The sequence below is a fragment of the Chloroflexota bacterium genome, assembly GCA_018648225.1.
GTDB lineage: Bacteria > Chloroflexota > Anaerolineae > Anaerolineales > UBA11858 > NIOZ-UU35.
On record JABGRQ010000042.1, the window covers coordinates 1 to 23,467 of the forward strand.

Below are 23,467 nucleotides of genomic sequence, written 5' to 3' on the forward strand. Positions count from 1 at the left end.
GGGCGAACTCGCTCAGGGCGGCTGCATCCCCATCGACCTGAATATCCACCCCCGCCGATGTATTTCGTACCCAGCCCCTCAGATTCATGCGCATAGCCAAGTTATAGACAAATGGCCGAAATCCAACCCCCTGAACGATGCCGGTAATCCGGATGCGCGAACCTGAAAGCGTTGTCATGCCTTTTGGAGGTGCGCGACCAACCACGTAATCCAATCAACGAAGCCCTCGCCGGTCATGCACGAAACGGGGAAAGTGACCAGATCAGGGTTGAGCAGTTGCACGCCTTTGCGGAAGTAATCCATCTTGAAGGGAATATAGGGTAGCAGATCGATCTTGTTAATAATCAGGGCGTCCACGCCGCGATACATGCCGGGGTATTTGTAGGGCTTATCGTCACCCTCCGGCACGGAGGCGATGAGGATATTTTTGTGCGTGCCAAGCTGGAAATTGGCCGGGCAAATCAGGTTGCCCACGTTCTCGACCATTAGCAGCTCGAATTGTGGCAGGTTGAGCTGCTGGAGCGCGCCGCGCAGCATAACGGCATCGAGATGGCACTCGCCACCGGTGTTGATTTGCACAGCCGTTGCCCCGGCAGCGGCGGCCCGGTCGGCATCAATCGAGGTAGCCACATCGCCATCAATCGCAGCGACTTTGAAGCGCCCACCTAGCCCGGCCAGGGTTTTCTCGATGACGGATGTTTTTCCGGCCCCGGGGGAGGCCATAATATTGATGCCAAATACACCCGCCTGGTCGAGGCGCTGGCGGTTCTCGCTGGCGAGTTGTTCGTTGGCGTTGAGAATTTTTTCTACGACGGGGATATTGCGGGTGGTGGAGGGGGATTGTGTCATCATGTTTTTCTGAGATCATCTTCGGTTTCGATATTGATACTATCCAGGCGGAACTCCTCGCCCTGGGTAACTTGGACGCGGATGCCGTCACATTGTGGGCAGGCGGTCATGCCGCCACTTTCGATACTGTAGGTGATATTGCAATCCATGCAGAGTAATTGAGCCGGGATGCGCTCAAAGTGCAGACGCGCGCCCTCGCAAAGAGTATCCTTGCTGATGATGTCCCAATAAAATTGTACTGACTCATCGACGACGGTGGCAAGTTGTCCAATAATTAAATACAAGTCGGTAATACGCTTGGCTTTCGCTTCTTCACCATAGCGCACAGCAATTTCAACGATGCTCTCTGTAATGGGTAACTCATGCATGGAGTTTAGGATACCACAGGCCGAACGGGGAATAAAGTGAGCAACTTCCTGCAAAAGGTGAGCATTTAACGCAAAGACGCAGAGAAGGGCAGCAAAATAATTTTATCTCTACGCCTTTGAGTTGATGTTTATGGGTTTCTGCTAACCGAATACGTCTGCCAATTGTTGTGGCACAATGCCGGGTGTGACCAGGGCGCGCTGCTCGTAATAATTTTCGATAAAGTGAGTTAAATCTTCGGGTTTCGCCGAGGTGCCTTCGAGCGCTTGTTCGAGTTCTTGCAAAGCATTTGCGGGATAGAAGAAGAAGTCGCCGGAGAGATGCACGTCGTGCAGGATGCTATCCTTGACGACGGCGTTGGCGCGCACCAAGCCGCCGGGCAGTTTGACGACTTTCTGGAGCACATACACGCCCTCGCGGATTTTGACTTGCTTGGCATCCGGGCGACGGCGGTCGTTGGCGTAGAGCCATTCGTCAGTGTGCATTTCGGTAAGCAGCTCGTCAGCTTTGGCGAGCAATTCAGTATCTAGTTTTTTGGGCTGCAATTCGCCCAGAAGGGGCTGGTAAGCCTCGGCCAGTGCGGCAGCCAAAGCCTCCGCGGGCGGGATGGAGCCGGTTTCTCGTCGAATCGTACTCAAATTTTCGCTGAGCGTTTTGAATACTTTATCGCGGAATTTTTCATCAGGCACGCGCAGACACTTGCTCATCATTTCGTAATTGAAATTCATGATGAAATTTCCCACCAAAATCGTCATGCCCTCAATTTCAGCCGCGCCATTGCCCGAAACTTTGCGGCCATTGGCGATGATGTCGTTGACCGGCTTGTAGGCCGCATCTACACCGAAAGAGCGGTAGACATCTACTACGGGTTGTAAGAATTTACGATAAAATTCCCCTTTATCCACGGGTATTTCGGGATGCTCATTGCGAATCACCAGTTGATAAAAAAGTTGTTCGCCATCAAGATACACCGCGCCGCCGCCGACTTCTCGCCGAAAAACGGGGATATTGTTGGCATGGGTGAATTTCAGGTCAATTTCTTGCTCGGCATCCTGATGAAAACCGATGCATACATACGGTGAATTTGGGCGCAGGATAAACAAGGCTTCGCGTCCTAAATAAGCTGCGGCATGGTAAAGCACCTGGCTGTGCTGCCAGGAAACAAGATCGAGAAAATAGTAATCCATGATAGCTCCGATGTTTGGATTGAAATTTGAATCTGCAACCTTCAACTTTCAACTGGAATAATACGCCATGTCTTTAGGATGGAAATCGTGCGTTCAATAATTTCCGGCATTACTGCTTCGATGGTTGGGCTAAGGCCCACGCCAATTGAAAGGTCTGCCGGTTGAGCGCCGATCAGATGTAAATTTTGAGGGAATTTGTCGCGAATTTTTGCCAGCCCGAGGACTTCCTGAAAAGTGATCTGGTGGTCAGACATTTTGATGCCGCGGAAGAGGGGAATGTCTTCCTTTTTGAGTTCGACCACCGTTCCGGGAGTCTTGCCTGTGTTGACGGCATCCAGCACGACCAGATGGCTGGCTTCTTCCACGATGGAGAGCAGATTCAACCCTAGGGTGCCGCCATCCAGAATTTCAAGTTGATCCTGTTTATCGAGACGGGCGCGTAACTCGTCGAGGGCATGAACCCCCAGGCCCTCATCAGTATTCAGTGTGTTGCCAATGCCGAGGATAATTTTTCGTTTTGTCATAACAATAATGGGATGTGATGTTGGTTTTGCAAAAATCCACCACAATGGCACAAAGTCACTAAGCAAGTACAGAGTTTTTTTGTGTCTTCGTGCCTTCGTGGTGAAAAAAGTGGCCCTGCTAGCTTACACATACATTTAGACCGGTTGCCACTTCGCCGAGATCGTTACCTTTGGCGTCGACCATGTGGATGGCGCAGGCCATGCAGGGATCAAACGAGTGGATTGTGCGCAAGATTTCCAGCGGCCATTCGGGTTTCGCCAGCGGTGTGCCAACTAGCGAAGCTTCGTAGGCACCGGGCAGCCCGTTGTGATCGCGCGGTGAGGCGTTCCAGGTTGTGGGGACGACCATTTGATAGTTCTCGATCTTCTGGTCGTTGATCACTATCCAGTGGCCGAGAGCGCCGCGCGGGGCTTCCATGTAGCCGAAGCCTTTAGACTGTTTCGGCCATGTTGTCGGTTCCCATTTGTCACCCGCAAAGGTGTCGGTATCGCCCGCTTTGATGGTTTCAATTAGCTCGTTGAAATATCCCAGCATAGCGTCGGCGAAGACTTTGGTTTCAATGCCGCGGGCGGCTGTGCGCCCAAGAGTTGAGAAAACCGCCTCGAGTGGTGCGCCCAATTGTTCGAGTACATAATTGGTCAGGTCTTGTGTTTGCTGGTGTCCATTGGCATACATTGCCAGGACGCGCGCCAGGGGGCCGACTTCCATCGGAGCTTCATTCCAGCGCGGGGCTTTGAGCCAGGAGTACTTTTGTTCGACTTCCAAGTGCTGATAAGGTGGCTGAGGGCCGGTGAAGTTAAATTTGGTCTCACCTTCCCAGGGGTGCAGGCCAACGCCGTCGCCCTTGGTGTAGTCGTACCATGAGTGGGCGATAAATTCTTTCATCAGATTGAAATCGTTGGGGTCCGGCTCGATGATATTGCCCAGGTCGCGGCCCATGATGACGGCGCGCGGTACCAAAAATTGAGACGTGTCGCTGTTGTCGGTTCCGGGGAATTCACCCCAGGTTAAGAAATTGCCCAGCCCCTCACCGAGAGAGGCATAATCCAGGTAGTAGGGCGCAATCGCCAGCAGGTCGGGGATGTAGACCTGATCGACAAATTCGATCATCCGGGCAATCGAATCCTTGATGATGGAAAGCCGCTCGGCGTTGAGAGCCGTGTCGCTGTTGGGATCAATCGGCATGGGAACGCCGCCAACCACGAAGTTGGGGTGCGGATTCTTGCCGCCGAAGATGGTGTGAATCTTGGTAACGTGCGACTGCCAATCAAGGGCTTCCAGATAGTGGGCGGTTGCCAGCAAATTGACCTCGGGGGGCAGCTTGTAGGCCGGGTGTCCCCAATAGGCATTGGCGAAGAGCGAGAGTTGCCCGCTATCGACAATTGCTTGCACCTTGCGCTGCACATCGGCAAAATATCCCGGTGATGAATTGCGCCACGTAGAAATAGATTGCTGAATCTTGGAGGTCTCGGCTGGATCGGCGCTCAATGCTGAAACGACATCCACCCAGTCGAGGGCGTGCAGGTGATAGAAGTGCATCACATGGTCATGCACATACTGTTGGGCAATCATTAAATTGCGGATCAAATTGGCTGCTTTGGGAATTTTGATGTCGAGGGCATCTTCCACTGAACGGATAGAGGCGAACGAGTGCACCGTGGTACACACACCGCAAGCGCGTTGGGTGTAGGCCCAGGCATCGCGCGGATCACGTCCTTGCAGAATAAGCTCGATGCCGCGCACCATCGTGCCGGACGAATAGGCCTGAGCAATATTATTGCTGGCATCCAGTTCGGCTTCAATGCGCAGGTGGCCTTCAATACGGGTAATCGGGTCTACTACTATTCTTTGGGCCATAATTATCTCCTACTGTTCACGAAGCCAGGCTAAGGCTTCCTCCTCTGATTCAAAGTATTTTACTTCTCGGGTATAGTAACTTTCCGAAATCTCAAGGATAGCCGGGTCAATTTTTGCGCCGAAAATTGCGGTTGTTGGCATCATGGGGCGAAAAAGTTGCATATGTTTGGCGCATTCTTCGCCCGAAGTCCCTGTAAGGTCTACGAGCAGCTTCCCGTTGTAGTCATAAAAGAAATCGGCCAGGGCGCGCACATCTTCCGGGGTGAATGCTCCGGTATGGCGGCAGCGCAAGACACCTTTTTCCACGGGGGTAAGCGTAAAGGAAATCATCATGGTACTCTCTCCTAATCTGCGAGTGCATCCGCGACCATTTGTGTCAGGCCGTTGATTTTCCAATCCAGATTGAAATGCTCTTTGCCGTCGGTAAATTGCAGGCGACAGTTCGAGCAGGACATGACCACGGTATCAGCGCCAGTTTTATTGACTTGGTCAATTTTGAGTTCAAACGCCGCGTAGCGGACAGGATCGGCATCTTTGATGGCAATTACGCCACCACCGCCGCCGCAGCAAATGGCTTCTTCGCGGTTGGGGGTCATTTCGACGAAGGCATTCGGTGACAGAATATTGAGAATCTGACGCGGCTCGTTGATGTGGCCGCCCTTGCGCTGAATCTTGCAGGCATCATGGAAGGTGATCTTGCCCTCGTTGAACGCGCCGGGGTTGAGTTTGATGCGCCCGGAACTGACGTATTCGCCCAACAAACCGGTGATGTGCGTAATCTCCAGGCTATCCGGAATTTCCATCAGGTTGTAGGCTGTCCAGCGCAAGGCATCGTAGGCATGGCCGCATTCGGTCACCACCAGTCGTTTGACACCCATCGCCATTGCCTGATCGAGAATGCGTTTCAGGAAGAGCGTGGTGTGGCTGTGGCTGCCTTCGTAGAAGCCAAAGTTGACGACTTCGCGGGCTTTTGTGCTCAGAGTCCAGTTTTCACCGGCGGCGTTCAACACTTCGGCGACGGCAGCAATATTCTGGGGGAATTTCATAACTTCGATGGAGGAGAGCACCACCAACGTTTCGGCGCCCTCTTTATCGATGGGAATATCCACTTCCCAGTCATCCGTCACCCATTCCAGGCGGTCGGCGTAGACTTCATCCGTCATGCCGAGTGGGCTGCCCTCATCGAGTTGTTTCTGCACGGCGGCAGCCAAATCGGCAGGCACAACGCCAGCTTCGGCCAGGCCAGAGCGCACATCGTGAATCAATGTTCCCAGGTCAATCCCCATCGGGCAGACCATCGAGCACTTATTGCAGACCGTGCAGGCATGGTAGACGTAAGAACTCCAGTTGAGCAGGTCTTCATCACTGATTTCGGAATCAATCCCGATTGCCAATTTGACCTTCCCGCTGACGGTGAAGCGCTGTTCGTAAGCGCGGCGCAGTAGTTCAACTTTCCAAACGGGGGCATATTCGGGAACGCCAGTGGCCTGATAAAAATGGCAGGCTTCGGCGCACATCCCACAGCGGGTGCAGGCTTCCAGTTGGGATGCCACCCAGCCGCCGGTCTCTTTTACAAAAGTATTGATTGCTTTTTGTGTTTGCATAGCCGGCCTCCTTACGGGGTTACCCCTCGTTTGCCGAACTCTACACCATGAATCGTTCGGGAGAAGAAATAGAACATGAAGTGCGAAATGCGGCTGAGCGGAATCCAAATCAACAACACATCAACCGAGAGCATATGCAGGCTGAAGAGCACCTCATATTGGAAGAACAGGTGGTGTGTCATGATGTAGCCCGTCACCATCGGCAGGAAGACCAGCAGCCAGTTGAGCGTTTCTGCCGGGCCGCTGAGCAACTTGAGTAGCGAGTTGGTGCGCCGGTAAAAGAGCAGGGCGATCATGGCAGCGATGGATGCGGCAGCCAGCCAATCGACAATGGGCAGCGGCAAGGTAGGCCAGCCAAAGCCGAGTAGGCTCTTCCAGACCAGCATGTGTGGCGTGCCTAGAAGGATGGCGGCAAATAGGCCCAGATGGAAAAGGCCGCCTGCCAAATACATGATGGGATTGCGGTTGAAGGTGCGTTTGACCCAGGGGATGAAGGGGAAGATCAGGAATCCCTTGAGGTAGGTTTTCGCGACCCCGGCGAGTTTACTGCCTTTGGCGGGGGCTTTGTCGCCCTTCCAGCCCAGGAGCACGACCCGCACCAGGCGATAAGCCATGCCGCCGACGAAAATCAGCAGCGATACCTGAAACAGCGGCCCGCGGGTGAATTGTAAGAAAGTAGTCCAGTTCACAAGAATTCTCCTCTCGCGTTACTCTTCGCTGGCTTGTGCGGCGCGTTTTTTCTGGGCGCTGTTGTTGGCAGCCATAGCCGCACCGACGACTGCACCCGCACCGATAGCCGCACCCACGGCAGTTGCCGCCGGACGGTTGAGCGGGGCCGATTGGCCCTGATAGAAGCCGCCGCCATCCCAGAAATCGGGTTCGGAGCAGCCCAGACAGGGGTGGCCGGATTGGACGGGGAAAGACAGACCGGCATCCCATTTAATTGTGGCGCAAGCATTGTGGGTGGTGGGGCCTTTGCAACCCAATTTATATAGACACCAACCCTGTTTTGCGCCCTCGTCGTCAAAAGTGTTGGCAAATTTGCCCGCCTCATAAAACGGACGGCGCAAGCAGCGGTCGTGGATGGTCTTGCCATAGAAGGTGACCGGGCGGTTGAGATCATCCAGTTCGGGCAGTCCGCCAAAGATGACGAAATGCGCCAGCGTGCCGGTGAAAACCTCGGGGATGGCCGGGCAGCCAGGAATGTTGACGACCGGCTTGTCGGTAATCAATTCCCATACGCCTTTGGCATCCGTGGGGTTGGGGTTGGCTTTCGGCAGACCGCCAAAGGCCGCACAGTTACCGGTGGAGATGATAGCGGCTGCCCCTGCGGCAGCTTCTTCGAGAATATCAATCGCCGAGCGTCCGCCAATGGTGCAATAGGCGCCGCCCAATGCCATCGGAATGCTGCCTTCAACTACCAGCACATACTGCCCGGCATACTGCTTCATGATCGACTGTTTATTCTCTTCGGTCTGATGGCCCGCTGCTGCGGTGAGCGTTTCGTGATATTCCACCGAAATGGTATTCAACACCAGATCAATCAAGGTGGGGGATTGGCTGCGGGTCAGGGCTTCGCTGCACCCGGCGCAATCCTGAAACTCTAGCCAGATCACGGGGATGCGGGCTTTGGATTCCAGCGCCCGTGCTACTTTGCGGATAGTTTTATCCTCGGCGCGTAGATGACCGGGCAGGCCACTGCCTTCCAGCGGTGGAGCCGCCAGGCCCATCGCGCCGACCAGCGTTCCACAGAGCTTCAAGAAATCTCGCCGAGAGACGCCGTTCTTCTCCAGACGTTGATAGATGGTTTCCTCACTCATAGCATTCTCCTATTTCAACTCGTTATTTACAGGATACGCCGTCGGCGTCAAGTTTTGCCTGATATGCTGCAAGACCATCGGCTCCGGTGGCCAGACTACCCTTTTCGCCATCCCAATCGGCGGGCTGCAATTCTGCGATCCAGCCTTCACCGTAGGGGTCGGATACCGCCAAATTGGGGTCGGATGATAATTTGTCGTTGCCGCGCAACAGAACGCCAGTAACGGGTGCAGGGACGGGGCCGACGAATTTGCTGCTTTCGATGGTGGCCATGCTTTTGCCCTGAGGTATTTCTTTCCCCATTCTCTTGCGCTTGACGGTTACGCCCGCCAGATTGCCGCCTGCCAAATTTCCGGCTACGGCGGTCATACCAACGCGCACAGTGCCATCGTCCATCGGTTTGGCCCAAACGTGTTTTTCGATCAGATAATACAGGTCTTCCGGTAGGTCACATCCATTGAGTATTGCCATAATTTCCTCTGGTAAAAATATGTTCACCACGGAGGCACAGAGAATACGAAGAAAACCAGAAAATGATATACAGTACTTCGTGCTCTTTGTGTCTTTGGGTGAGTTAAAAGGTTAATACTGTTTGGCAGTCTTCGGCTTCTTGCCACATCCAGGCGCCGCCGACCATTTTTACGTCATCGATCAAATCTGTGGCGGGGTCAATATCGTGCAACTCGGTGGATGCGGTACAGGCTACAAATTTCACGCCTGCATCCAGCGCATCTTGAATGAACTCGCTAACGGGTTTGCCACCCTCTTTGGGGTAGACTGTCTCAGCGATGCCCTTCTTGAGCAGCAACGTCCCATCGATAGTAAAAAACATGGTGACATCATATTCCATCGCCGCACCGAGCGTGGCGAAGAAAAATGGCGTTGCGCAGCGTCGGGGCGTATCGGGACCGCTGGTCATAATGAGCATTACTTTTTCATCGTCCATAAAAAGTCTCCTGTTTAAAAAGTCAGTGCAATGGCTTCCTGGCTGGCGAATTCCAAAAAGGTTGCGGCGCCGCCAACTTCAACGCCATCAATCAACTCTTCTTTTTTGACGCCCATCACATCCAGGGTCATCTGGCAGGCAATTAATTTGACGTCAAATTCGATTGCCATTTCAAGCAGTTCGCTCAGTTTGGCAACATTGGCTTTTTTCATCCAGCCGTTCATCATCCCGGTTGCCACAGCGGTCATTCCCGGCAACATGCCAAGAATATTGGGCACAGAAATTCCGGGGACAGGTTGCGGCATAGCGGGATTTGCTATGGGCGAAACCTGGAGTTTGTCGGCATTGCCTTTTTTTATAATTTCCAGGCCATAAAAGGTGAAGAAAATCGCGGCTTCCATATCCATCGCTACGGCAGATGTCGCCAGGATCAGAGGCGGATAAGCGGCATCGAGAGTGCCGTGTCCGGCTATGATCGCTAATCGTTTCGCTCGGTTTTCAGACATAATGATCCTCTTTTAGAAGCTGGTAGCTTGTTTTCTGATTCCTCCCAACCTATTTGGTCTTCTTGATATAAAAGGTGAATGTTCCGCTGGCCTCTTCGTGGCCGAGCAGTTCGTGGCCGGTCTTGGCTGTCCAGGCATTTACATCGGGCAATGAACCGGCATCGGTGGCGATCATTTTTAGCACCTGCCCAATCTCCAGGCTATCAACCGCTTTTTTGGTTTTCAAAATTGGCATAGGGCACGACAAACCGCTACAATCTAACTCTTGGTCAAAATTGAAAGACATACGAACCTCCTTAAAAGGTAGTGAAAATTATTGATACTTCTAGGCCATCAAATCAAACTTACTCATTTCGGCAATTTTCTGTAAACGCCCCATCAATTCGGCGCGCTCGCGCCCAATATCGCCAAAAGTTTGGGCAACGCGTCGCAGCCAGCGTCCTATTTTTTGTTGCAAGCGGGGATCGAGTACCGGGAGCGCAGCGCTGGCTTCAAGCAGCGCATCCGGTGCAATGCCATGCCGGATAGCCAGTTCATGAATACGTTGCGTTTCTTCGTCTGGATTGGGTGCTTGTGTGTAATATTGCCCTGCAACCAAAATTGAAGATATATAGTCGCTAACTCGAATCCCTGCGCGTGAGTACTGTAGCCCGGCATGGCAGGTGAAAAATTCATCCGCATTGATCTCAGGCGTGGCAGCCAATTTTTGCCAGGATGCCTTGCAGGCCAGATTTCCGCTGTGCGTGGCTCGGATAAGCTGGCAGAATGGATTGCAATTGCTGGGTTGAGTGATGGGTTCCCCATTGAGATGCGTAGTGATTGCGCCGACTTCTGCAACTTCGGCGAATACATCCTGGATAACCTGAACACAGTGGGTGGGTAGAATTTCGGGCGTGACACCGGGTTGGCTCTCTTTTTCCGGTGGCAGCCCACCCTCCAGGATCGCTTGAATTTCCGAGCGAGCGAAACGCCATTGTTGTCCCACTTTGACGCCGATCAGCCGTCCATCATTAATCATGCGATAAATGGTGGTTCGGTCAACCTGGAGAAGTTCTTGAACTTGTTTTGTGGTCAGAAATTCGCTCATGATGCCTTTGTTTGCAATATATTGCTATACGTTGCTATATAAATATCACATATAAATAGCACTGTCAAGTTAATGGTATGGTGACAAAGATCATTTGACATCTATTAGTGAGTTGTTTACAATTGCCTAAAGTTTGATACAAGGAGATAACCGTATGCGAATTGCGATAACCTCAGAAGAGAATAATGGCTTGGAGAGTATGGTCTGCCAGCATTTTGGCCGCAGCCCTTATTTTGTTTTGGTCGATATTGAGGAAAATAAAATTGCGCGCGTTGAGACCGTTGAAAACCCCTTTGCTCAAAAACACAATCCGGGCGATGTACCGGCTTTTGTCGCGGAACTTGGTGTTAATTCACTGGTGAGCGGGGGAATGGGAAAGCGAGCAATCAGTTTTTTTGAGCAATATGGAATAACTGTAGCCACCGGTGCACTGGGCACTGTAGCCCAAAGCCTGGAAAAATATCTACAAGGAAATTTCCCCACTGCCGAGCCCTGTAGCGACAGTGTTGAGCATGGCGCGAACGGCCATCATCATTAGTAGTATTCTCTTCTCCTTTGCGCGCAAACGGCCCAGCAGGAGTATTCTGGGCCGTTTGCAATTAAACGCCGGGGCTTTTGTAAGCCCTTATGCTGGTTTGAAAAATTATTATTCGATAATTGGGTCCTGAACTTCGGCGGCATCTTCTTCAAAATCGTCCAAATCGATTTCGTTATCCATCAGGAGTCGCAACGGTTCGCCAGAAGCCCACAGCATCAGCATCATAATGATGGCGGAGGATAGACACCATATGCAAGTTGCGCCGATGACAAAGGGTTCTAAAAACGTCAGGTAAATGGAGAAGACCGTGCCAAAGAGCGCGAAACCCCAGACTGCATAGCTGGCAACAGTACGCCAGGCTTGGGGGCCATAATACTGCAATGCCCAGGCGCTGAGGATAGCGGCATAGCCGATCAGACCGAGGACGCCAACCGGAAGTACGCCGTATAACATGGCATAAGGGCTTTGTTGCACGGTATTGCAATCGCCTACGGGACCGCAGACCACCTCGGCGTGGGAAACCTCCGCGTAGGTCATATATCCCGCCACCAACAGACCCACCACCGAGAGCGCAGGAACTGCCCACTGTATCCAGGCCGGAATCGCCTCGAGCGGGCGGCTGATGCGGATCCAAACCAAGATAACACTGACGATCATCGCCAGAAGAACCAGCACCGCGGCGGAATTGCCTACCACGTCACGCTGGAACTTCTCTACCCAGCCTGAGGTCTGATTCTGTTCAGGAGCGCTGCTGCTAGTTGCCGCAGATGTGTTGCCTGCCTGTGATGTCTGTGCCGTGGCCTGTGCTGCGCCGCGGGCGATGCTGTCTTCCAGGCCGGGGATTGCAGGCCAGGCGATGCCGCCTTCAGCTAATCCCTGCTCGATGATACCGGGAAACTGTTCGGGGATTTCGCCTGAACCGACCAATATGGTTTCGCCGACTATCAGCGTCGGGACGCCCTGACGTTCTTCGCTGATCTGGAAGTTGTCAATAGCCGCCTGATAAAGCTCTTGTCCTTCAATCGTTGTCGTATTGATTCCGATGATCTGAAGAGCGTCGCCATACTCCTGCAAAAGCGGGGGCAGCACGTTATTAATAACTTCGTGGCAGTGTGGGCAGGTGGGAGAATAGAATAAAACCGCGTGGACAACCCCATCTTCCTGTGCCGCGGCTGGTTGGGTTGCCAAAAATCCGACGCTGAAAAGCGCCAGTATAATCAATAATCCTTGAAGTATTCGTCGCATGATTGACTCCTGAATATTCGCGTTAGCCTGCGTTGAAATTCTTTGCTGGGTTTTCGTTATTTTCGAACGATGTGCTAAAAAACCTTAATTTTAAAATTCGCAGCGATTCTATCATGTTTATGCCTATGCTGCAGATTAGCTGGAAATGAGACACTTGCCCAAAATGGGTTAAAATTATAACAATGTCAATCCATCATCGGTTAGGAGATTCATGCTCTTTACACCTGCTACCATCGGTAAACTGGAATTAAAAAATCGCCTGGTGCGTTCAGCGACCGCTGAACGCATGGCTGATGCGCAGGGGAAACCTTTGCCTCAGCTTGTCGGATTACTGGAACGCCTTGCGCGCGGCGGGGTGGGCCTGATCATCTCGGGGCATTTATATGTGCATCCCACCGGCAGAGCGCATGCCGAAATGACCGGCATTTATGCCGATGAACTGATCCCCGATCTGAAGTCACTCACCGATGCTGTTCATTCTGCCGATGGGAAGATTGTTGCGCAGATCAATCACGCCGGGATGCACAGCAACGCGCCCGAACTGAGCGAGAAAATTGCCCCATCCGACGTATCCCCACCTTATATTGAAACCCCCGCGCGCGCCATGACGGCCATTGAAATTGAGACGCTGGTCGATGCCTTTGCTCAGGCTGCCCGGCGTGCCCAGCAGGCCGGGTTCGATGGTGTGCAAATTCATGGCGCGCATGGCTATCTGGTCAGCCAGTTTTTATCGTCATATATCAATCAGCGCAGCGATAAATGGGGCGGCAGCTTTCAGAATCGCTTGTGTTTTCTGAGCGCCGTAACCTTTGCTATTCGGGCACAGGTAGGGCCTGAATACCCTGTGTTGATCAAGTTGGGCATGATGGACGGCATCGAGGGCGGTCTTGCGCTTGCCGAAGGCGCGCAGGTTGTCGCGCAGTTGGCCGAAATGGGCATCGACGGTATCGAGATCAGCAGCGGTTTGGGCGGCAAGAAATTGCCTCGCAGCAAGGGCATTCGCAAGCCCGCTGATGAAGCCTATTTTTTACCTTTTGCCCGCGCCGCACGCCCGCTTACCAACCTGCCGCTGATCCTTGTGGGCGGTTTTCGCTCACTCGGCGTGATGCAGCAAACCCTGCACAGCGGCATGATTGATTTTATTTCCATTTGTCGACCATTGATTAACGACCCTGAATTTCCTAATAAGCTGCGCATAGGCACAATTGAGCAATCCGCGTGCATTTCCGCAAATAATTGTTGGCCGAAAAACACTGGCGATGGCATCGCTTGTAAATGTCCATTGGAGAAAATCAGCTCATGAGCCGCCCACAATACGCCTACTTTGATGATCCGCTGAAACTGGAATTTGACGCCCAAATCGTTGAGACGCGCGACCTGGGGGCAGATCGCTGGGGAGTCATTCTGGATCAGACGTATTTCTACCCGACGGGTGGGGGGCAGGCACATGACACAGGTTTACTGGGAGAAGCGCGCGTACTCGATGTGTGGCGCGACGGGGCTACCTCGCAGGTGGTGCATGTCGTGGAGCGCGAACTTGCTCCAGGGAGCATCCACGCCGAGATCAATCCAGAGCGCCGCCAGCGACACATGCAGCATCACACCGCCCAGCATCTGCTTTCGGCCTGCTTTTATCAACTTTATGGCCTGGAGACGCTTTCATCGAGTATCCACGGCGATACACCCTCGACGATTGACTTACCCGATAGACCCCTCACCCTCGAGCAAATTATTTCCGTCGAGAATCTGGCCCACGAAAAAATATTCACCAACCTCGGGGTGAAAACCTACTTCGTAGAACAAGATCAGCGCCAGAGCGTGCCCTTCCGCCGCCCGCCCAAAGTCGATGGCGAAGTCCGCGTGGTCGAAATCGACGCTTTCGATTATTCCGCCTGCGGCGCGACACATTGCCCATCCATCGGCATGATCGGGATGCTCAAAATCGTCAAAACTGAGCGCCAAAATCAGAAAAACCGAGTGCATTTTGTAGCCGGAATTCAAGCTCTGTCGTATTTTCAGGAAGTGCAGGGCGTGGTCGATAGTTTGGCCGAGCAATCCAGCACCCACTATGCGGAACTTCCGGAGTTTTTTGCACGTCAATCTGATACTTTAAAATCAACCCAAAAAGAACTTGTTGACCTCAAAGACGAGATGCTTTCGATGGAGGCCGAACGATTGCTGCGGGGCGCGCAATTGCGTGATGGCATTCGCTGGGTGGTTGCCACCTTCGACGAGCGTCCAACCAGCGAGTTGCAAATTATGACAAAAGCATTGCGCACCGAGGCGGGCGTTGTTTCGATTTTAGCGACATGGCAGAGTGAAAAATTTGCCCTGCTGGTGGCCTGTGCGGATGATGTAAAAACAATCAGGGCCGGGGATTTGCTCAAGGAATTATTGCAGCCCGTCGGCGGGCGCGGCGGGGGCAGCGCGCAGATGGCGCAAGGGGGCGGCCTGGTGGACGTAGCCCAATATCAGGCTTTGAAGGATCGTATTCTGAAAAAATTATGAGGAATCCAGAAATGCAGGAAAAAGATGCACAGCCCAAAATCCCTGTGAGCCGGGTACTGCGCTCGAAAGAAGTTGCCAAAGCCAGTTACGATAAATTGAGTCGTTGGTACGATGTGCTGGCAGGATTGTCGGAGCGTAAATACAAAGAGCTGGGCTTGCAAAAATTAGCTGTTGTTGAAGGTGAAACGGTGCTGGAAATTGGCTTTGGCACTGGAGCATGCCTTGTCCCATTGGCACATGTTGTGGGCGTATCTGGTAAGGTTTTTGGTATCGATCTTTCCGCGGGGATGCTGGGCGTAGCGCAGGCCAAACTCAAAAAAGTCGGGTTGGCTAACCGCACGGAATTGAAGCTCGGGGATGCCGTAACGCTACCCTTTGCAGATAATCACTTCACGGCAATCTATATGAGCTTCACCCTCGAATTATTTGATACGCCCGAAATTCCGTTGGTATTGCACGAGTGCCAGCGTGTGCTGCGTCCGGATGGGCGCATCAGTGTTGTGGCGATGGCGAAAAAAACGCAGACCAATTGGATGATCCGGCTTTATGAGTGGGCGCACGAGCAATTTACGCAATATGCTGATTGCCGCCCCATATATGTGGCGAACGCGCTCGAGGCAGCAGGCTTCCAGATTGAGAGCCTGACCGAGATGTCCATGTTTGGACTGCCGGTGGATATTATTTTGGCGCATTGTCACAGAAAGTGAGGCTATTTTCATGCCAAAAATTACTTTGAACGATATTGAAATATTCTACGAGATTACCGGCACAGGGGAGCCGCTGCTGTTAATCCACGGATTGGGGTCAAGTTCGCGCGATTGGGAGTATCAAGTGCCAGTCTTTGCCGAGCATTATCAGGTCATCACTTGCGATGTGCGCGGACATGGTCAATCTGACAAACCGCCGGGACCGTACAGCGTACCAATATTTTCGGATGATATTGTTCCACTGATGCAGGCGCTGGATATAGCGCCCGCGCATGTGATGGGTATTTCAATGGGCGGGATGATTGCCTATCAACTGGCTGTCGATCATCCCGAAATGGTCAAATCGCTGATTGTCGTCAACTGTAACCCCGAATTGCCCGTGCGTACTTTCAAAGATCACCTGACGATTTGGCAACGCGAGATGATCGTGCGCCTGGTTGGAATGCGCAAAATGGGCCAGGTGTTGAGCGAACGCCTTTTCATCAAACCCGAGCAAGAAGAACTGCGCCAAGTTTTCGTGCAGCGATGGGCTGAAAATGATCCCAAAGCCTATTTGGCCTCGATGCGCGCTATTGTTGGCTGGAGCGTTGTAAAGAAATTATCCGCGTTGACGATGCCCGTGTTGGTGATCGCCGCCGATCAGGATTACTCGTTTGTGGATGATAAAACAGCTTATATTCCCCTGATGCCGCACTCGCAATTACTGGTGATCGAAGATTCGCGTCACGCCACTCCGGTTGAACATCCCGAAGTGTTTAATCAGGCGGTTTTGTCGTTTTTGGCGTAATCGGCGGCGTGTAAATAATGTATAAGAGTTCCCGGATGCCATCTTGCCAACGCCCCTCAGGCGCGCTATAATCGCCCTGCTTTGAAGTAAATCTATTGAGGTGCGTTTGTTATGCCAACTTATACCTATCGTTGTGAGAATTGCGGCGTTCAATTTGATCGTCGCCAAAAATTTTCCGACGACCCCCTGAAAATATGCCCGGAATGCGAAGAAGAAGCGCTGCGTAAAGTTTATTTACCAGTGGGCATTGTCTTTAAAGGCTCTGGTTTTTACGCCACCGATAACCGCTCGGCTTCGGGGATGACCAACGCCAAATCTAAATCAGAAGGCGATGGCAATAGTTCCGAAAGCAGCGGTAACAGCGGAGACAGCGAAAACACCAAAAAAGAAACAGTTTCCGAGAAAAGCAGCGAGACCAAAACGAGCGAGAAATAAAAAAGACCCGATCGGGTCTTTTTGCTATAGGAGGAGAATTTCTGCCTGGGCAAAAATCGCGCCCACTTCCAATCCAAGATGTGAGTAAAGTTGTGGCGGCACGCTAATATCGGCAAGATAGATTTTCCCGACGGCAGAACGCGCCTGTGGCGCGAGCAGGCCGATTTTGGGAAGCGCCAAAGTCAGCGTGGCAGCGGCTTTGATATAGGGTGGATACAACTCTCCGGAGGTCGAGTCCAGGCCCGAGGGGGTATCCAGGCAAAGGATGGGCGCGCTCTGGGCGTTAGCCTGTTCGATCAAGCGTGCGGCTGCGCCGCGCGGCGCTCCGTTGAGGCTGTAGCCAATCAGCGCATCAATAATCAAATCTGCCGCGGGGAGTGGGGTATCCTCCGCAGGTTCTATAATTCCGACACCTATTTTTTGCAGAATGGCAAGTTGCTTGGCGGGTACGCCGTGGTATTCCGCCGCGGGGCGCGATAAATGTACGGTTATATGCGCGCCCCAATTGTGCAAACGGCGCGCGGCGGCCAGTCCGCCTCCGCCATTACCGCCGCTGCCCGCCAGCACCACCACCGAGGTCCCGCGCGGATCTCCCCCCAGAAAACGCGTCCGCGCCAGAGCGGCCAGATTCCGTCCGGCGTTTTCCATCATCTGCTTGAGTTCGATGCCATATTCTTCAATCATCAGGCGATCTACCTCAATCATTTGCTGGGTGGTGATGGCTGGGATCGAGGTCATTGGCAGGCTTTGATGGCGTCAAGCAGCGCTTCGTATTCTTCACGGCAATTCATGCACCGGCCAAGGTGGGCCTGCACCAGCGGCAGCGCTTCCGCGGCGTTTTTGCCTTGTAATTCGAGTTCGACAAATGTATCGATTTCGCTGAAACACTCATCGCAGCCGATTTCATGCGGGGCGGTCGTAGCGATGGAGCGAACCATCATTTTGAGTACATCGAGTTTTAGTTCCATACTTGCTCTCCGTTGTTCCGACGTAACAGGTCGGCGGGTTCTTACATGCTACCAAAAGCAGCTAATAAATCATCGGTGCTGAGGCCCTCGGCTTCGATTTCTGCTTTTAGCCGTTTACGGGCATCATGAATGAGTTTGTACAGCGCGTTGCGGTTCGTGCCCATTTGCCGGGCGGCTTCTTCGAGCGGCATCCCACCCGACATGACGACCATCATTGCCTGACGCTGTTTGTCGGTGAGCTTTTCCTGGATGAGGCGCAAAACCATTTCGAGAATATTGTGCTGGGTTACGCTCATTTCGGGGTTGGCTTTGGGGTCGGTGAGCGCGGCTGGGGTGAAATCGATACCGCTGTCTTCGGGGTATAAATCTTGTATGGAAATATCTTGCCAGCGTTTGCGGCGCAACTCTGAATAAGCCACTCGCACAGCGATTTTCTGCGCCCAGGTGGTCAGTTTGCTTTCGCCGCGGAATGTATCTAAATTATTGAGAATTTTGAGCAAGGCTTCTTGAGCAAAATCTTCAACCAGGGTATCAATATCGCCGCGCAGCCGCGTAGAGAGCGAGTACGAAAGCCCGCGTATAAGCAGGACGCGCAGATCGGCGATGGCTTGCTGGTTTTCTGGCCCGCGTAAATCGGCGAGCCATTCGGCGTTGGTTCGTTCAGGCATAGGGTTGTTTATCTCCTGGTGATTCTTCGGAAGGAACCCGACGCCTGGAATTATAGCATGACACTATTACTTATTAGGAAGCCAGAAACGCAGTCTATTTCTCCGTGTTTCTGGCTTCCGTATCAAATCAGCGTGATTTTTTATTCAGGTTGCTATTGACTACTACAGTTTCTCACGGCAGTTTCCAAAGAGCTATTTTTAATTCTCAAGCGAGCGCAAGGTTTCGCCGGGCACAAAGGCCGCCCATGCAAACCAGAATGTATCATGATGGCTGATAGCTTGAAGGCTTTTCCCGGAGTGAGGCCCGTCGATGGCCTGCCCGAAAATATCCCAGGTGGAGTTGGTGTTGCCGTCTGTGAAAGTGCCGTCTGCATTGGCGCTGAAGGCGAGTAATTCGCCTTCCAGTTCGGCATTGAATACACCCGTAGAGCCGATGTCGTTGCCTTCGGCGATGGTGGCTGTATCGAGCGCTGAGGCGGTGCCCGCTTTCCAGAACACGACCAGGGGGAGTTCGCCCAGCTTATCGTTGATAACGAGTTCTTCGCGGATGCGCAAATAGGGATACGCTACAGCTTCACCGCTTTCCAGCCAGATACCCACAACGCGTTCCATGGGGCGTAGCTGGTCATCAACTTCACCAGTGAACAGGAAAGGATATGCTGAAACATTGTCGTACCCCACATAGGGGTTTTGCCCATAAGATCGGCTGAAGCCGGTATCCTGCGAGAGTATCTGTCCCTGCGGATATGCAGCCTTGAAATCTTCCCAGGCGATGATGGTTGCGGGAATTGGAGTCAGTCGGCTGCCGGTGAGTTCCCCGACAATCGCTTCGCCACTAAATTGCTGCCACCAGCTTTGGGTTTGACGGTCGTACATCACCAGATCGCTGTTGCGCAGGTTCCCTGAAGTTCCAAAGGTAAGGATTTCGCCATCAATTTCCGGACGCTCAAAAACTAACGCGGTATTGCATAAGGGGCAAAATGTAACCGTTACCGGCAATCCGGCGATTTCGTCGTTGACGATTTCATGCCAGGTCATAATCTGTAGCGGATAGGCCCGCGCCTCTCCATTCAGTATGAGGGCAATCACCGGCTCGCGGTTTTCGAGCCAGCTATCGGCGGAAGCAATTTCCTCGAAGCGCGGCGCGTCAATCGGCGGAATGCCATCAGGAGGCGGCCCACCGGAAAAAATTTCGTTGTAGTCAATGCTATGCTGACAAAAATCGGTACTCCAATGGGATGTGTTGAACGCAGGCGTTGCTCCATCGAAAGGATCGTCACACGCCTGTGTATTCTGAGCTGAGTCGCTCAAGGGGGTAGCCGTTGGGGATATCGCTTCTATTGAATCTTGAGGAATTTCGGCCTGAGCCAGGGCCGGGCTGCATGCGGCCAGCGCAGCACCTACGAGAAGCAAAGAAAATACTATTAAGATGCGGGACATATTAACCTCCATTGGGGATACGAATAAACCTATATCCAATGGACGGTTTTGGTAACAAAGCTCTTACTTACGCGTGTTTTTCTTACATCCAGCCAGCGAGTTGTGTTTGATGGCTGTGCGTAATTTCTTCCCCCGTGGTTGCATCTGTATAACGCCAGATGGGTGTCATCCGTAGTTCGAGCGCATTGTCCTCCGCCCATTGCGCCAGACTTAGCAACTCTTTCAGCCCGGTCAGCATGGCTTCGGATTTTTTGGGGCCGAAACGATACGTTAGCAGATAGGGATATTCGCCTTCGAGCGCGGCCAGGATATGCGCCACGGCGCGGCGGATCTCGCTCGCGGTGGGTTGCTGGTCAAGTTGCTCCAGCGCCCCGGTGGGCAAGCCCAGGTTAAAACTGAAGATCGTGAGGATCAATGGACGATGAAGAAGTTTAGCAAGTGCCTCACCTTGTGAAATCTGAAGCTGTGCCGGTATTTCTGTTCCATCGGTGGTAAGTTCTAGCGAAAAGTGTTCATCGCAAATTTTTGTACTGCGGGCGGGATCATCGTCAGGGAGCAGCGCCCGCACTTGTGAGAGCACATCCTCAGCATATTGCTCAAAATAAGCTTTGCGCGGCTGATCGTTGGGTAATTTCGCCGCCGGGATGGTTTCGCCAATGTGGATGGTTAGCCTGGGGCGTCTGAATTTTAGCGCTGCATCGAGCGCGCCCATCGTTCCGCTAAACGCTATTGGGAGGATGGGCGCTTGTGAGCGATAGCTAAGCCAGGATACGCCGGTTTGGGGGCGCATCTTCCCCGGATTCCACACCCCACCTTCGGGGAAGATTCCGAGCATCCCGCCCTGGCGCAGCACATCCAATGCTTTTTGCAGCGCGTTACGGTCTATATGCCCGCGGCGGATTGGGATATACAAATAGAGCGCTTCGAGAATTTCGGTGATGGTTTCTTGAGGAATATCCCCCGCGCCGAGCATTTCCACCTGCCAGGGGGTGTAAAGAACCATCAGCGCGCCTTCAATGGCGGCGTTATGATTGCCCACCAGAATCACCGGCCCTGATTTTGGGAAGTTCTCTTTGCCAGAAATTTCAATGCGGAAGAAAATGGAGAAGATTACTCGCCCCAAAACTCGCAAAATCCCTCGCATAATCTGGTTGCGGGGATACTTCAGCCCAAAGGTGGCGTTTTGTCTCATGTATAGGCAATTTTTGCGTCAGGCGGAAAGGGGCTGTTGCCGCGTCTGAAGTGGAAGCCCGCCGCTCCGGCATGGCCCCCGCCGCCAAAGCGTTGCGCGATGTCAGCGACATCGACTTCTTTGGAGTAAAGCGAAACGAAGGTGAATAATTCGCCATCCAGAAAACTGTCGATATAGCAATAGGCGATTTCGTAGCCGTGGTTGCGAATATGTTCCCCAAGATCGCCAGAACCGCGTTGGTTGATCGCCAGCGTGCGGCAGCCCTCGAAAGTGACCGGGAAGCCATAACGCGATGTGGAACCCTGTATCCCGCGCAGGCGCGCCTCGCGCAGGATACTGCCATGCTGTGTGATCTCTTCGACTAGCGCCGAGTCGTCCGTAAGCAGCATATTCCACAGGCGGTCATTATGAGGATTGGTGTTGAGTTGGAAAAGCCCTTCGTTGAAAGGACCTGTATCGGGGTGCGCCCAACGCCAAATGTCGCGGTCTCCGATGAGCAGAATTGCCTGGGGAATCGCTTGGTCGGGGAAGTAGTATTTCCAGGTTAGCACGCAGGCGGCATCATCGGTATTGCGTGTCCCCGGCCATTCGGCGCTGATGTCGGCCAACTCCTGTATGGCGGTTTTGTGGTGATCGATCCAGCAGATTTGATGGTAATTTGCCAATCGCTCCATATCTTCGCGCGGCAGCGAAAAATCGACGATCACAATATGTTTGGCAACCAGTATTTCTTCCAGCGGCAGCGAGTCGCCGTATTTCATCTCGCAGAGAATAATATTGGGGCCAAGGGCTTTACGCACAATGGCGGCTGAAGCGCGGCCATCGGCATCGTTGTGATAAAGGCAGAGGGTTGTCATAGGTGCGCGGGGTTGGGTTTTCGTTCAGCCGCTTCGGCAGATCTTTGCCCAGAATGCTTATCCACCGAAACCCGTCATGAGCGGAATCGGCGCGAATACGAGCACAAAAATAATTAATCCAAGCACGGCCAAAGATTTGCGACGCGGGTCAAGCGGGGTGATTTGGTCCAAGGGTTCGGCATGGACGCGGCCAAGAATAAAGATCAGTACCGCCCAAAGCCACCACCCTTGCCAGATTAGCCCCAGGAGCAGCAGCGTGCCGAGAATATATGGCAGCAGGCGAGTGGCGCGTTTGCCAAATAGCACATAAATGAGATGGCCGCCGTCTAACTGTCCGGCGGGGATTAAATTCAACGCTGTCACCAGCAAACCTGCCCAACCAGCCCAGGCATAATCATTGAGCAGGATGTCGGTGCCGCCAAGTGGGGATGGGTAGCCGGTGAAGAAGTAGCGAATCCAATAGATGATGGGGTGCAACGCCCCAAAACTGGCCGGTTCTGGCAGCCATAAACCGGTAGCTGCGAATTTTGCCAAAAGGTAAAGAAGCGAATTGCCTTCCAACAGCATTCCTTCAGGGAACTGGGCGGGCAAGGGATGTACTTCAGATGTGAACAGGCCATACATGAGGATCGGTACGGCTACGACAAGTCCGGCTAATGGCCCGGCGATGCCAATATCGAGCAAAATACGCTTGTTCCGGGGCGGTTCTTTCAGTTGGATGAAAGCTCCCATGGTGCCGAAGAGACTCAGCGGGAAGGGAATAAAATAGGGCAAAGTGACATTCGTTTTGTGATAGCGTGCGGCCAGATAGTGACCGAATTCGTGCGCCAGCAAGATGCCCAGCATACTGGCGGCAAATGGAACGCCGCTCAACAGATTGCTAAAAATGTGCTTCATCAGGATGAGGGGATCATCTGAAACTGGCCCCTCATACCCATAAAGCGTTCCGGCAATGAGAACACTCACCACAGTCAGCAAGAATAGCCCCAGGTTGACCCACGGATTGGATTTTTTGGCGTTGGCAACCCCATCCATGAGGTAGATCACATGTTTATCATCCTCATCGCGAAAGATGGGCGTGATATTTTTGGGCTTCAAGGCTTGGGCAAGCTGTTCGAAAGCGTCTACGGAATCGATCAGCAACTGGCCGCGAAATCGCGCCAGATACCCTTGCTTGGAACTGCCCCAGGTGGTGTCGTCAATGCGCAGGACGCGCTCCACCAGACGGATGAAAAGCACTTCGTGTGTTGGGGATTCTGTTTCGTTTAGAGAATTCATAAGGATAGGCGGGAATGGATGGGAGTCGAACCCACCGCGGCCCGCAACGCGACCCGCCACCGATTTTGAAGACCGGGGAGCCCACCGGGACTCAACCAC

General features: G+C 53.0%; 29 protein-coding genes. 6 read left to right on the top strand and 23 right to left on the bottom strand.

Annotated elements, in window-relative coordinates; genetic code table 11:
* The 15 genes from HN413_02075 to HN413_02145 form a co-directional block, all read right to left on the bottom strand.
* A partial coding sequence (locus tag HN413_02075) for a hypothetical protein (protein MBT3389176.1) occupies positions 1-178 on the bottom strand: 178 nt, incomplete at its 3' end.
* On the bottom strand, positions 175-849 hold the full coding sequence (gene hypB / locus HN413_02080) for a hydrogenase nickel incorporation protein HypB (GenBank protein MBT3389177.1): 675 nt from the start codon (positions 847-849) through the stop codon (positions 175-177). The genes hypB and HN413_02075, both read right to left, overlap by 4 nt.
* Entirely contained in the window at positions 849-1,217 is a 369-nt protein-coding gene (gene hypA / locus HN413_02085) for a hydrogenase maturation nickel metallochaperone HypA (GenBank protein ID MBT3389178.1), read from the bottom strand. The genes hypB and hypA overlap by 1 nt, the downstream gene beginning before the upstream one ends.
* 141 nt (positions 1,218-1,358) lie before the next feature.
* Positions 1,359-2,402, bottom strand: coding sequence for a lipoate--protein ligase family protein (locus tag HN413_02090; protein ID MBT3389179.1), 1,044 nt, complete (start codon positions 2,400-2,402; stop codon positions 1,359-1,361).
* Positions 2,403-2,443: 41 nt separating this feature from the next.
* Positions 2,444-2,926 carry a HyaD/HybD family hydrogenase maturation endopeptidase gene (locus HN413_02095; GenBank protein MBT3389180.1) on the bottom strand — a complete coding sequence of 161 codons (483 nt, stop codon included), beginning with the start codon at positions 2,924-2,926 and terminating at the stop codon, positions 2,444-2,446.
* A gap of 118 nt (positions 2,927-3,044) precedes the next feature.
* The gene (locus tag HN413_02100; GenBank protein MBT3389181.1) at positions 3,045-4,784 is read right to left on the bottom strand and encodes a nickel-dependent hydrogenase large subunit; all 1,740 of its coding nucleotides are present in this window, start codon (positions 4,782-4,784) and stop codon (positions 3,045-3,047) included.
* A 9-nt stretch (positions 4,785-4,793) separates the two neighbouring features.
* Positions 4,794-5,117, bottom strand: a complete 324-nt coding sequence (locus HN413_02105; protein ID MBT3389182.1) for a hypothetical protein — start codon at positions 5,115-5,117, stop codon at positions 4,794-4,796.
* Positions 5,118-5,128: 11 nt separating this feature from the next.
* A complete protein-coding gene (locus HN413_02110) occupies positions 5,129-6,388 on the bottom strand; it encodes a (Fe-S)-binding protein (GenBank protein ID MBT3389183.1) in 1,260 nt (419 codons plus the stop codon).
* An 11-nt stretch (positions 6,389-6,399) separates the two neighbouring features.
* Positions 6,400-7,077, bottom strand: coding sequence for a hypothetical protein (locus HN413_02115; protein MBT3389184.1), 678 nt, complete (start codon positions 7,075-7,077; stop codon positions 6,400-6,402).
* A gap of 18 nt (positions 7,078-7,095) precedes the next feature.
* Positions 7,096-8,208 (bottom strand): hydrogenase small subunit, encoded by a 1,113-nt coding sequence (locus tag HN413_02120; protein ID MBT3389185.1) that lies wholly within the window; start codon positions 8,206-8,208, stop codon positions 7,096-7,098.
* 22 nt (positions 8,209-8,230) lie between these two features.
* On the bottom strand, positions 8,231-8,677 hold the full coding sequence (locus HN413_02125) for a glycine cleavage system protein H (protein ID MBT3389186.1): 447 nt from the start codon (positions 8,675-8,677) through the stop codon (positions 8,231-8,233).
* Between the two features lie 103 nt (positions 8,678-8,780).
* The gene (locus HN413_02130) at positions 8,781-9,152 is read right to left on the bottom strand and encodes a sulfur reduction protein DsrE (GenBank protein MBT3389187.1); all 372 of its coding nucleotides are present in this window, start codon (positions 9,150-9,152) and stop codon (positions 8,781-8,783) included.
* Between the two features lie 14 nt (positions 9,153-9,166).
* A complete protein-coding gene (locus HN413_02135; GenBank protein MBT3389188.1) occupies positions 9,167-9,658 on the bottom strand; it encodes a peroxiredoxin family protein in 492 nt (163 codons plus the stop codon).
* A gap of 49 nt (positions 9,659-9,707) precedes the next feature.
* Positions 9,708-9,944, bottom strand: coding sequence for a sulfurtransferase TusA family protein (locus HN413_02140; protein ID MBT3389189.1), 237 nt, complete (start codon positions 9,942-9,944; stop codon positions 9,708-9,710).
* 39 nt (positions 9,945-9,983) lie between these two features.
* On the bottom strand, positions 9,984-10,745 hold the full coding sequence (locus HN413_02145) for a helix-turn-helix domain-containing protein (protein MBT3389190.1): 762 nt from the start codon (positions 10,743-10,745) through the stop codon (positions 9,984-9,986).
* A gap of 154 nt (positions 10,746-10,899) precedes the next feature.
* Here HN413_02145 and HN413_02150 point away from each other — a divergent pair, with 154 nt between their 5' ends.
* Entirely contained in the window at positions 10,900-11,283 is a 384-nt protein-coding gene (locus tag HN413_02150; GenBank protein MBT3389191.1) for a dinitrogenase iron-molybdenum cofactor biosynthesis protein, read from the top strand.
* Positions 11,284-11,391: 108 nt separating this feature from the next.
* On the opposite strand, the gene HN413_02155 is transcribed toward HN413_02150, so the two are convergent.
* Positions 11,392-12,528: a vitamin K epoxide reductase gene (locus HN413_02155; GenBank protein MBT3389192.1), complete on the bottom strand. Its 1,137-nt coding sequence runs from the start codon at positions 12,526-12,528 to the stop codon at positions 11,392-11,394.
* 211 nt (positions 12,529-12,739) lie between these two features.
* Between HN413_02155 and HN413_02160 the strand changes: the two genes are divergently transcribed.
* The 5 genes from HN413_02160 to HN413_02180 all read left to right on the top strand — a co-directional run bounded on the left by HN413_02160 (position 12,740) and on the right by HN413_02180 (position 16,965).
* A complete protein-coding gene (locus HN413_02160; protein ID MBT3389193.1) occupies positions 12,740-13,831 on the top strand; it encodes an NADH:flavin oxidoreductase in 1,092 nt (363 codons plus the stop codon).
* Complete coding sequence (locus HN413_02165) at positions 13,828-15,036, top strand: hypothetical protein (GenBank protein MBT3389194.1); 1,209 nt, start codon at positions 13,828-13,830, stop codon at positions 15,034-15,036. Before HN413_02160 ends, HN413_02165 begins: the two co-directional genes overlap by 4 nt.
* A gap of 11 nt (positions 15,037-15,047) precedes the next feature.
* Entirely contained in the window at positions 15,048-15,743 is a 696-nt protein-coding gene (locus HN413_02170; protein ID MBT3389195.1) for a methyltransferase domain-containing protein, read from the top strand.
* Positions 15,744-15,753: 10 nt separating this feature from the next.
* Complete coding sequence (locus HN413_02175; GenBank protein MBT3389196.1) at positions 15,754-16,530, top strand: alpha/beta hydrolase; 777 nt, start codon at positions 15,754-15,756, stop codon at positions 16,528-16,530.
* 111 nt (positions 16,531-16,641) lie between these two features.
* Positions 16,642-16,965 (top strand): zinc ribbon domain-containing protein, encoded by a 324-nt coding sequence (locus tag HN413_02180; protein MBT3389197.1) that lies wholly within the window; start codon positions 16,642-16,644, stop codon positions 16,963-16,965.
* 24 nt (positions 16,966-16,989) lie between these two features.
* Here HN413_02180 and HN413_02185 read toward each other — a convergent pair whose 3' ends face one another.
* The 7 genes from HN413_02185 to HN413_02215 form a co-directional block, all read right to left on the bottom strand.
* Complete coding sequence (locus tag HN413_02185) at positions 16,990-17,703, bottom strand: NAD(P)H-hydrate epimerase (GenBank protein ID MBT3389198.1); 714 nt, start codon at positions 17,701-17,703, stop codon at positions 16,990-16,992.
* Positions 17,700-17,933, bottom strand: a complete 234-nt coding sequence (locus HN413_02190; protein MBT3389199.1) for a hypothetical protein — start codon at positions 17,931-17,933, stop codon at positions 17,700-17,702. Before HN413_02190 ends, HN413_02185 begins: the two co-directional genes overlap by 4 nt.
* A 41-nt stretch (positions 17,934-17,974) precedes the next feature.
* Positions 17,975-18,601, bottom strand: coding sequence for a sigma-70 family RNA polymerase sigma factor (locus HN413_02195; protein MBT3389200.1), 627 nt, complete (start codon positions 18,599-18,601; stop codon positions 17,975-17,977).
* Positions 18,602-18,799: 198 nt separating this feature from the next.
* Positions 18,800-20,041 (bottom strand): DUF3179 domain-containing protein, encoded by a 1,242-nt coding sequence (locus HN413_02200; GenBank protein ID MBT3389201.1) that lies wholly within the window; start codon positions 20,039-20,041, stop codon positions 18,800-18,802.
* Positions 20,042-20,123: 82 nt separating this feature from the next.
* On the bottom strand, positions 20,124-21,233 hold the full coding sequence (locus HN413_02205; GenBank protein MBT3389202.1) for a 1-acyl-sn-glycerol-3-phosphate acyltransferase: 1,110 nt from the start codon (positions 21,231-21,233) through the stop codon (positions 20,124-20,126).
* Complete coding sequence (locus HN413_02210) at positions 21,230-22,090, bottom strand: hypothetical protein (GenBank protein MBT3389203.1); 861 nt, start codon at positions 22,088-22,090, stop codon at positions 21,230-21,232. Before HN413_02210 ends, HN413_02205 begins: the two co-directional genes overlap by 4 nt.
* 57 nt (positions 22,091-22,147) lie before the next feature.
* Positions 22,148-23,368, bottom strand: coding sequence for a site-2 protease family protein (locus HN413_02215; protein ID MBT3389204.1), 1,221 nt, complete (start codon positions 23,366-23,368; stop codon positions 22,148-22,150).
* Positions 23,369-23,467 lie beyond the last annotated feature (99 nt).

Coding starts and splice junctions, on each gene's coding strand:
- HN413_02185 (MBT3389198.1), bottom strand. CDS start 17,703: ATGACCTCGATCCCAGCCATCACCACCCAGCAAATGATTGAGGTAGAT.
- HN413_02130 (MBT3389187.1), bottom strand. CDS start 9,152: ATGGACGATGAAAAAGTAATGCTCATTATGACCAGCGGTCCCGATACG.
- HN413_02190 (MBT3389199.1), bottom strand. CDS start 17,933: ATGGAACTAAAACTCGATGTACTCAAAATGATGGTTCGCTCCATCGCT.
- HN413_02125 (MBT3389186.1), bottom strand. CDS start 8,677: ATGGCAATACTCAATGGATGTGACCTACCGGAAGACCTGTATTATCTG.
- hypB (MBT3389177.1), bottom strand. CDS start 849: ATGACACAATCCCCCTCCACCACCCGCAATATCCCCGTCGTAGAAAAA.
- HN413_02215 (MBT3389204.1), bottom strand. CDS start 23,368: ATGAATTCTCTAAACGAAACAGAATCCCCAACACACGAAGTGCTTTTC.
- HN413_02180 (MBT3389197.1), top strand. CDS start 16,642: ATGCCAACTTATACCTATCGTTGTGAGAATTGCGGCGTTCAATTTGAT.
- HN413_02170 (MBT3389195.1), top strand. CDS start 15,048: ATGCAGGAAAAAGATGCACAGCCCAAAATCCCTGTGAGCCGGGTACTG.
- HN413_02160 (MBT3389193.1), top strand. CDS start 12,740: ATGCTCTTTACACCTGCTACCATCGGTAAACTGGAATTAAAAAATCGC.
- HN413_02105 (MBT3389182.1), bottom strand. CDS start 5,117: ATGATGATTTCCTTTACGCTTACCCCCGTGGAAAAAGGTGTCTTGCGC.
- HN413_02110 (MBT3389183.1), bottom strand. CDS start 6,388: ATGCAAACACAAAAAGCAATCAATACTTTTGTAAAAGAGACCGGCGGC.
- HN413_02195 (MBT3389200.1), bottom strand. CDS start 18,601: ATGCCTGAACGAACCAACGCCGAATGGCTCGCCGATTTACGCGGGCCA.
- HN413_02135 (MBT3389188.1), bottom strand. CDS start 9,658: ATGTCTGAAAACCGAGCGAAACGATTAGCGATCATAGCCGGACACGGC.
- HN413_02090 (MBT3389179.1), bottom strand. CDS start 2,402: ATGGATTACTATTTTCTCGATCTTGTTTCCTGGCAGCACAGCCAGGTG.
- HN413_02200 (MBT3389201.1), bottom strand. CDS start 20,041: ATGTCCCGCATCTTAATAGTATTTTCTTTGCTTCTCGTAGGTGCTGCG.
- HN413_02095 (MBT3389180.1), bottom strand. CDS start 2,926: ATGACAAAACGAAAAATTATCCTCGGCATTGGCAACACACTGAATACT.
- HN413_02210 (MBT3389203.1), bottom strand. CDS start 22,090: ATGACAACCCTCTGCCTTTATCACAACGATGCCGATGGCCGCGCTTCA.
- HN413_02150 (MBT3389191.1), top strand. CDS start 10,900: ATGCGAATTGCGATAACCTCAGAAGAGAATAATGGCTTGGAGAGTATG.
- HN413_02140 (MBT3389189.1), bottom strand. CDS start 9,944: ATGTCTTTCAATTTTGACCAAGAGTTAGATTGTAGCGGTTTGTCGTGC.
- HN413_02165 (MBT3389194.1), top strand. CDS start 13,828: ATGAGCCGCCCACAATACGCCTACTTTGATGATCCGCTGAAACTGGAA.
- hypA (MBT3389178.1), bottom strand. CDS start 1,217: ATGCATGAGTTACCCATTACAGAGAGCATCGTTGAAATTGCTGTGCGC.
- HN413_02155 (MBT3389192.1), bottom strand. CDS start 12,528: ATGCGACGAATACTTCAAGGATTATTGATTATACTGGCGCTTTTCAGC.
- HN413_02145 (MBT3389190.1), bottom strand. CDS start 10,745: ATGAGCGAATTTCTGACCACAAAACAAGTTCAAGAACTTCTCCAGGTT.
- HN413_02205 (MBT3389202.1), bottom strand. CDS start 21,233: ATGAGACAAAACGCCACCTTTGGGCTGAAGTATCCCCGCAACCAGATT.
- HN413_02120 (MBT3389185.1), bottom strand. CDS start 8,208: ATGAGTGAGGAAACCATCTATCAACGTCTGGAGAAGAACGGCGTCTCT.
- HN413_02175 (MBT3389196.1), top strand. CDS start 15,754: ATGCCAAAAATTACTTTGAACGATATTGAAATATTCTACGAGATTACC.
- HN413_02100 (MBT3389181.1), bottom strand. CDS start 4,784: ATGGCCCAAAGAATAGTAGTAGACCCGATTACCCGTATTGAAGGCCAC.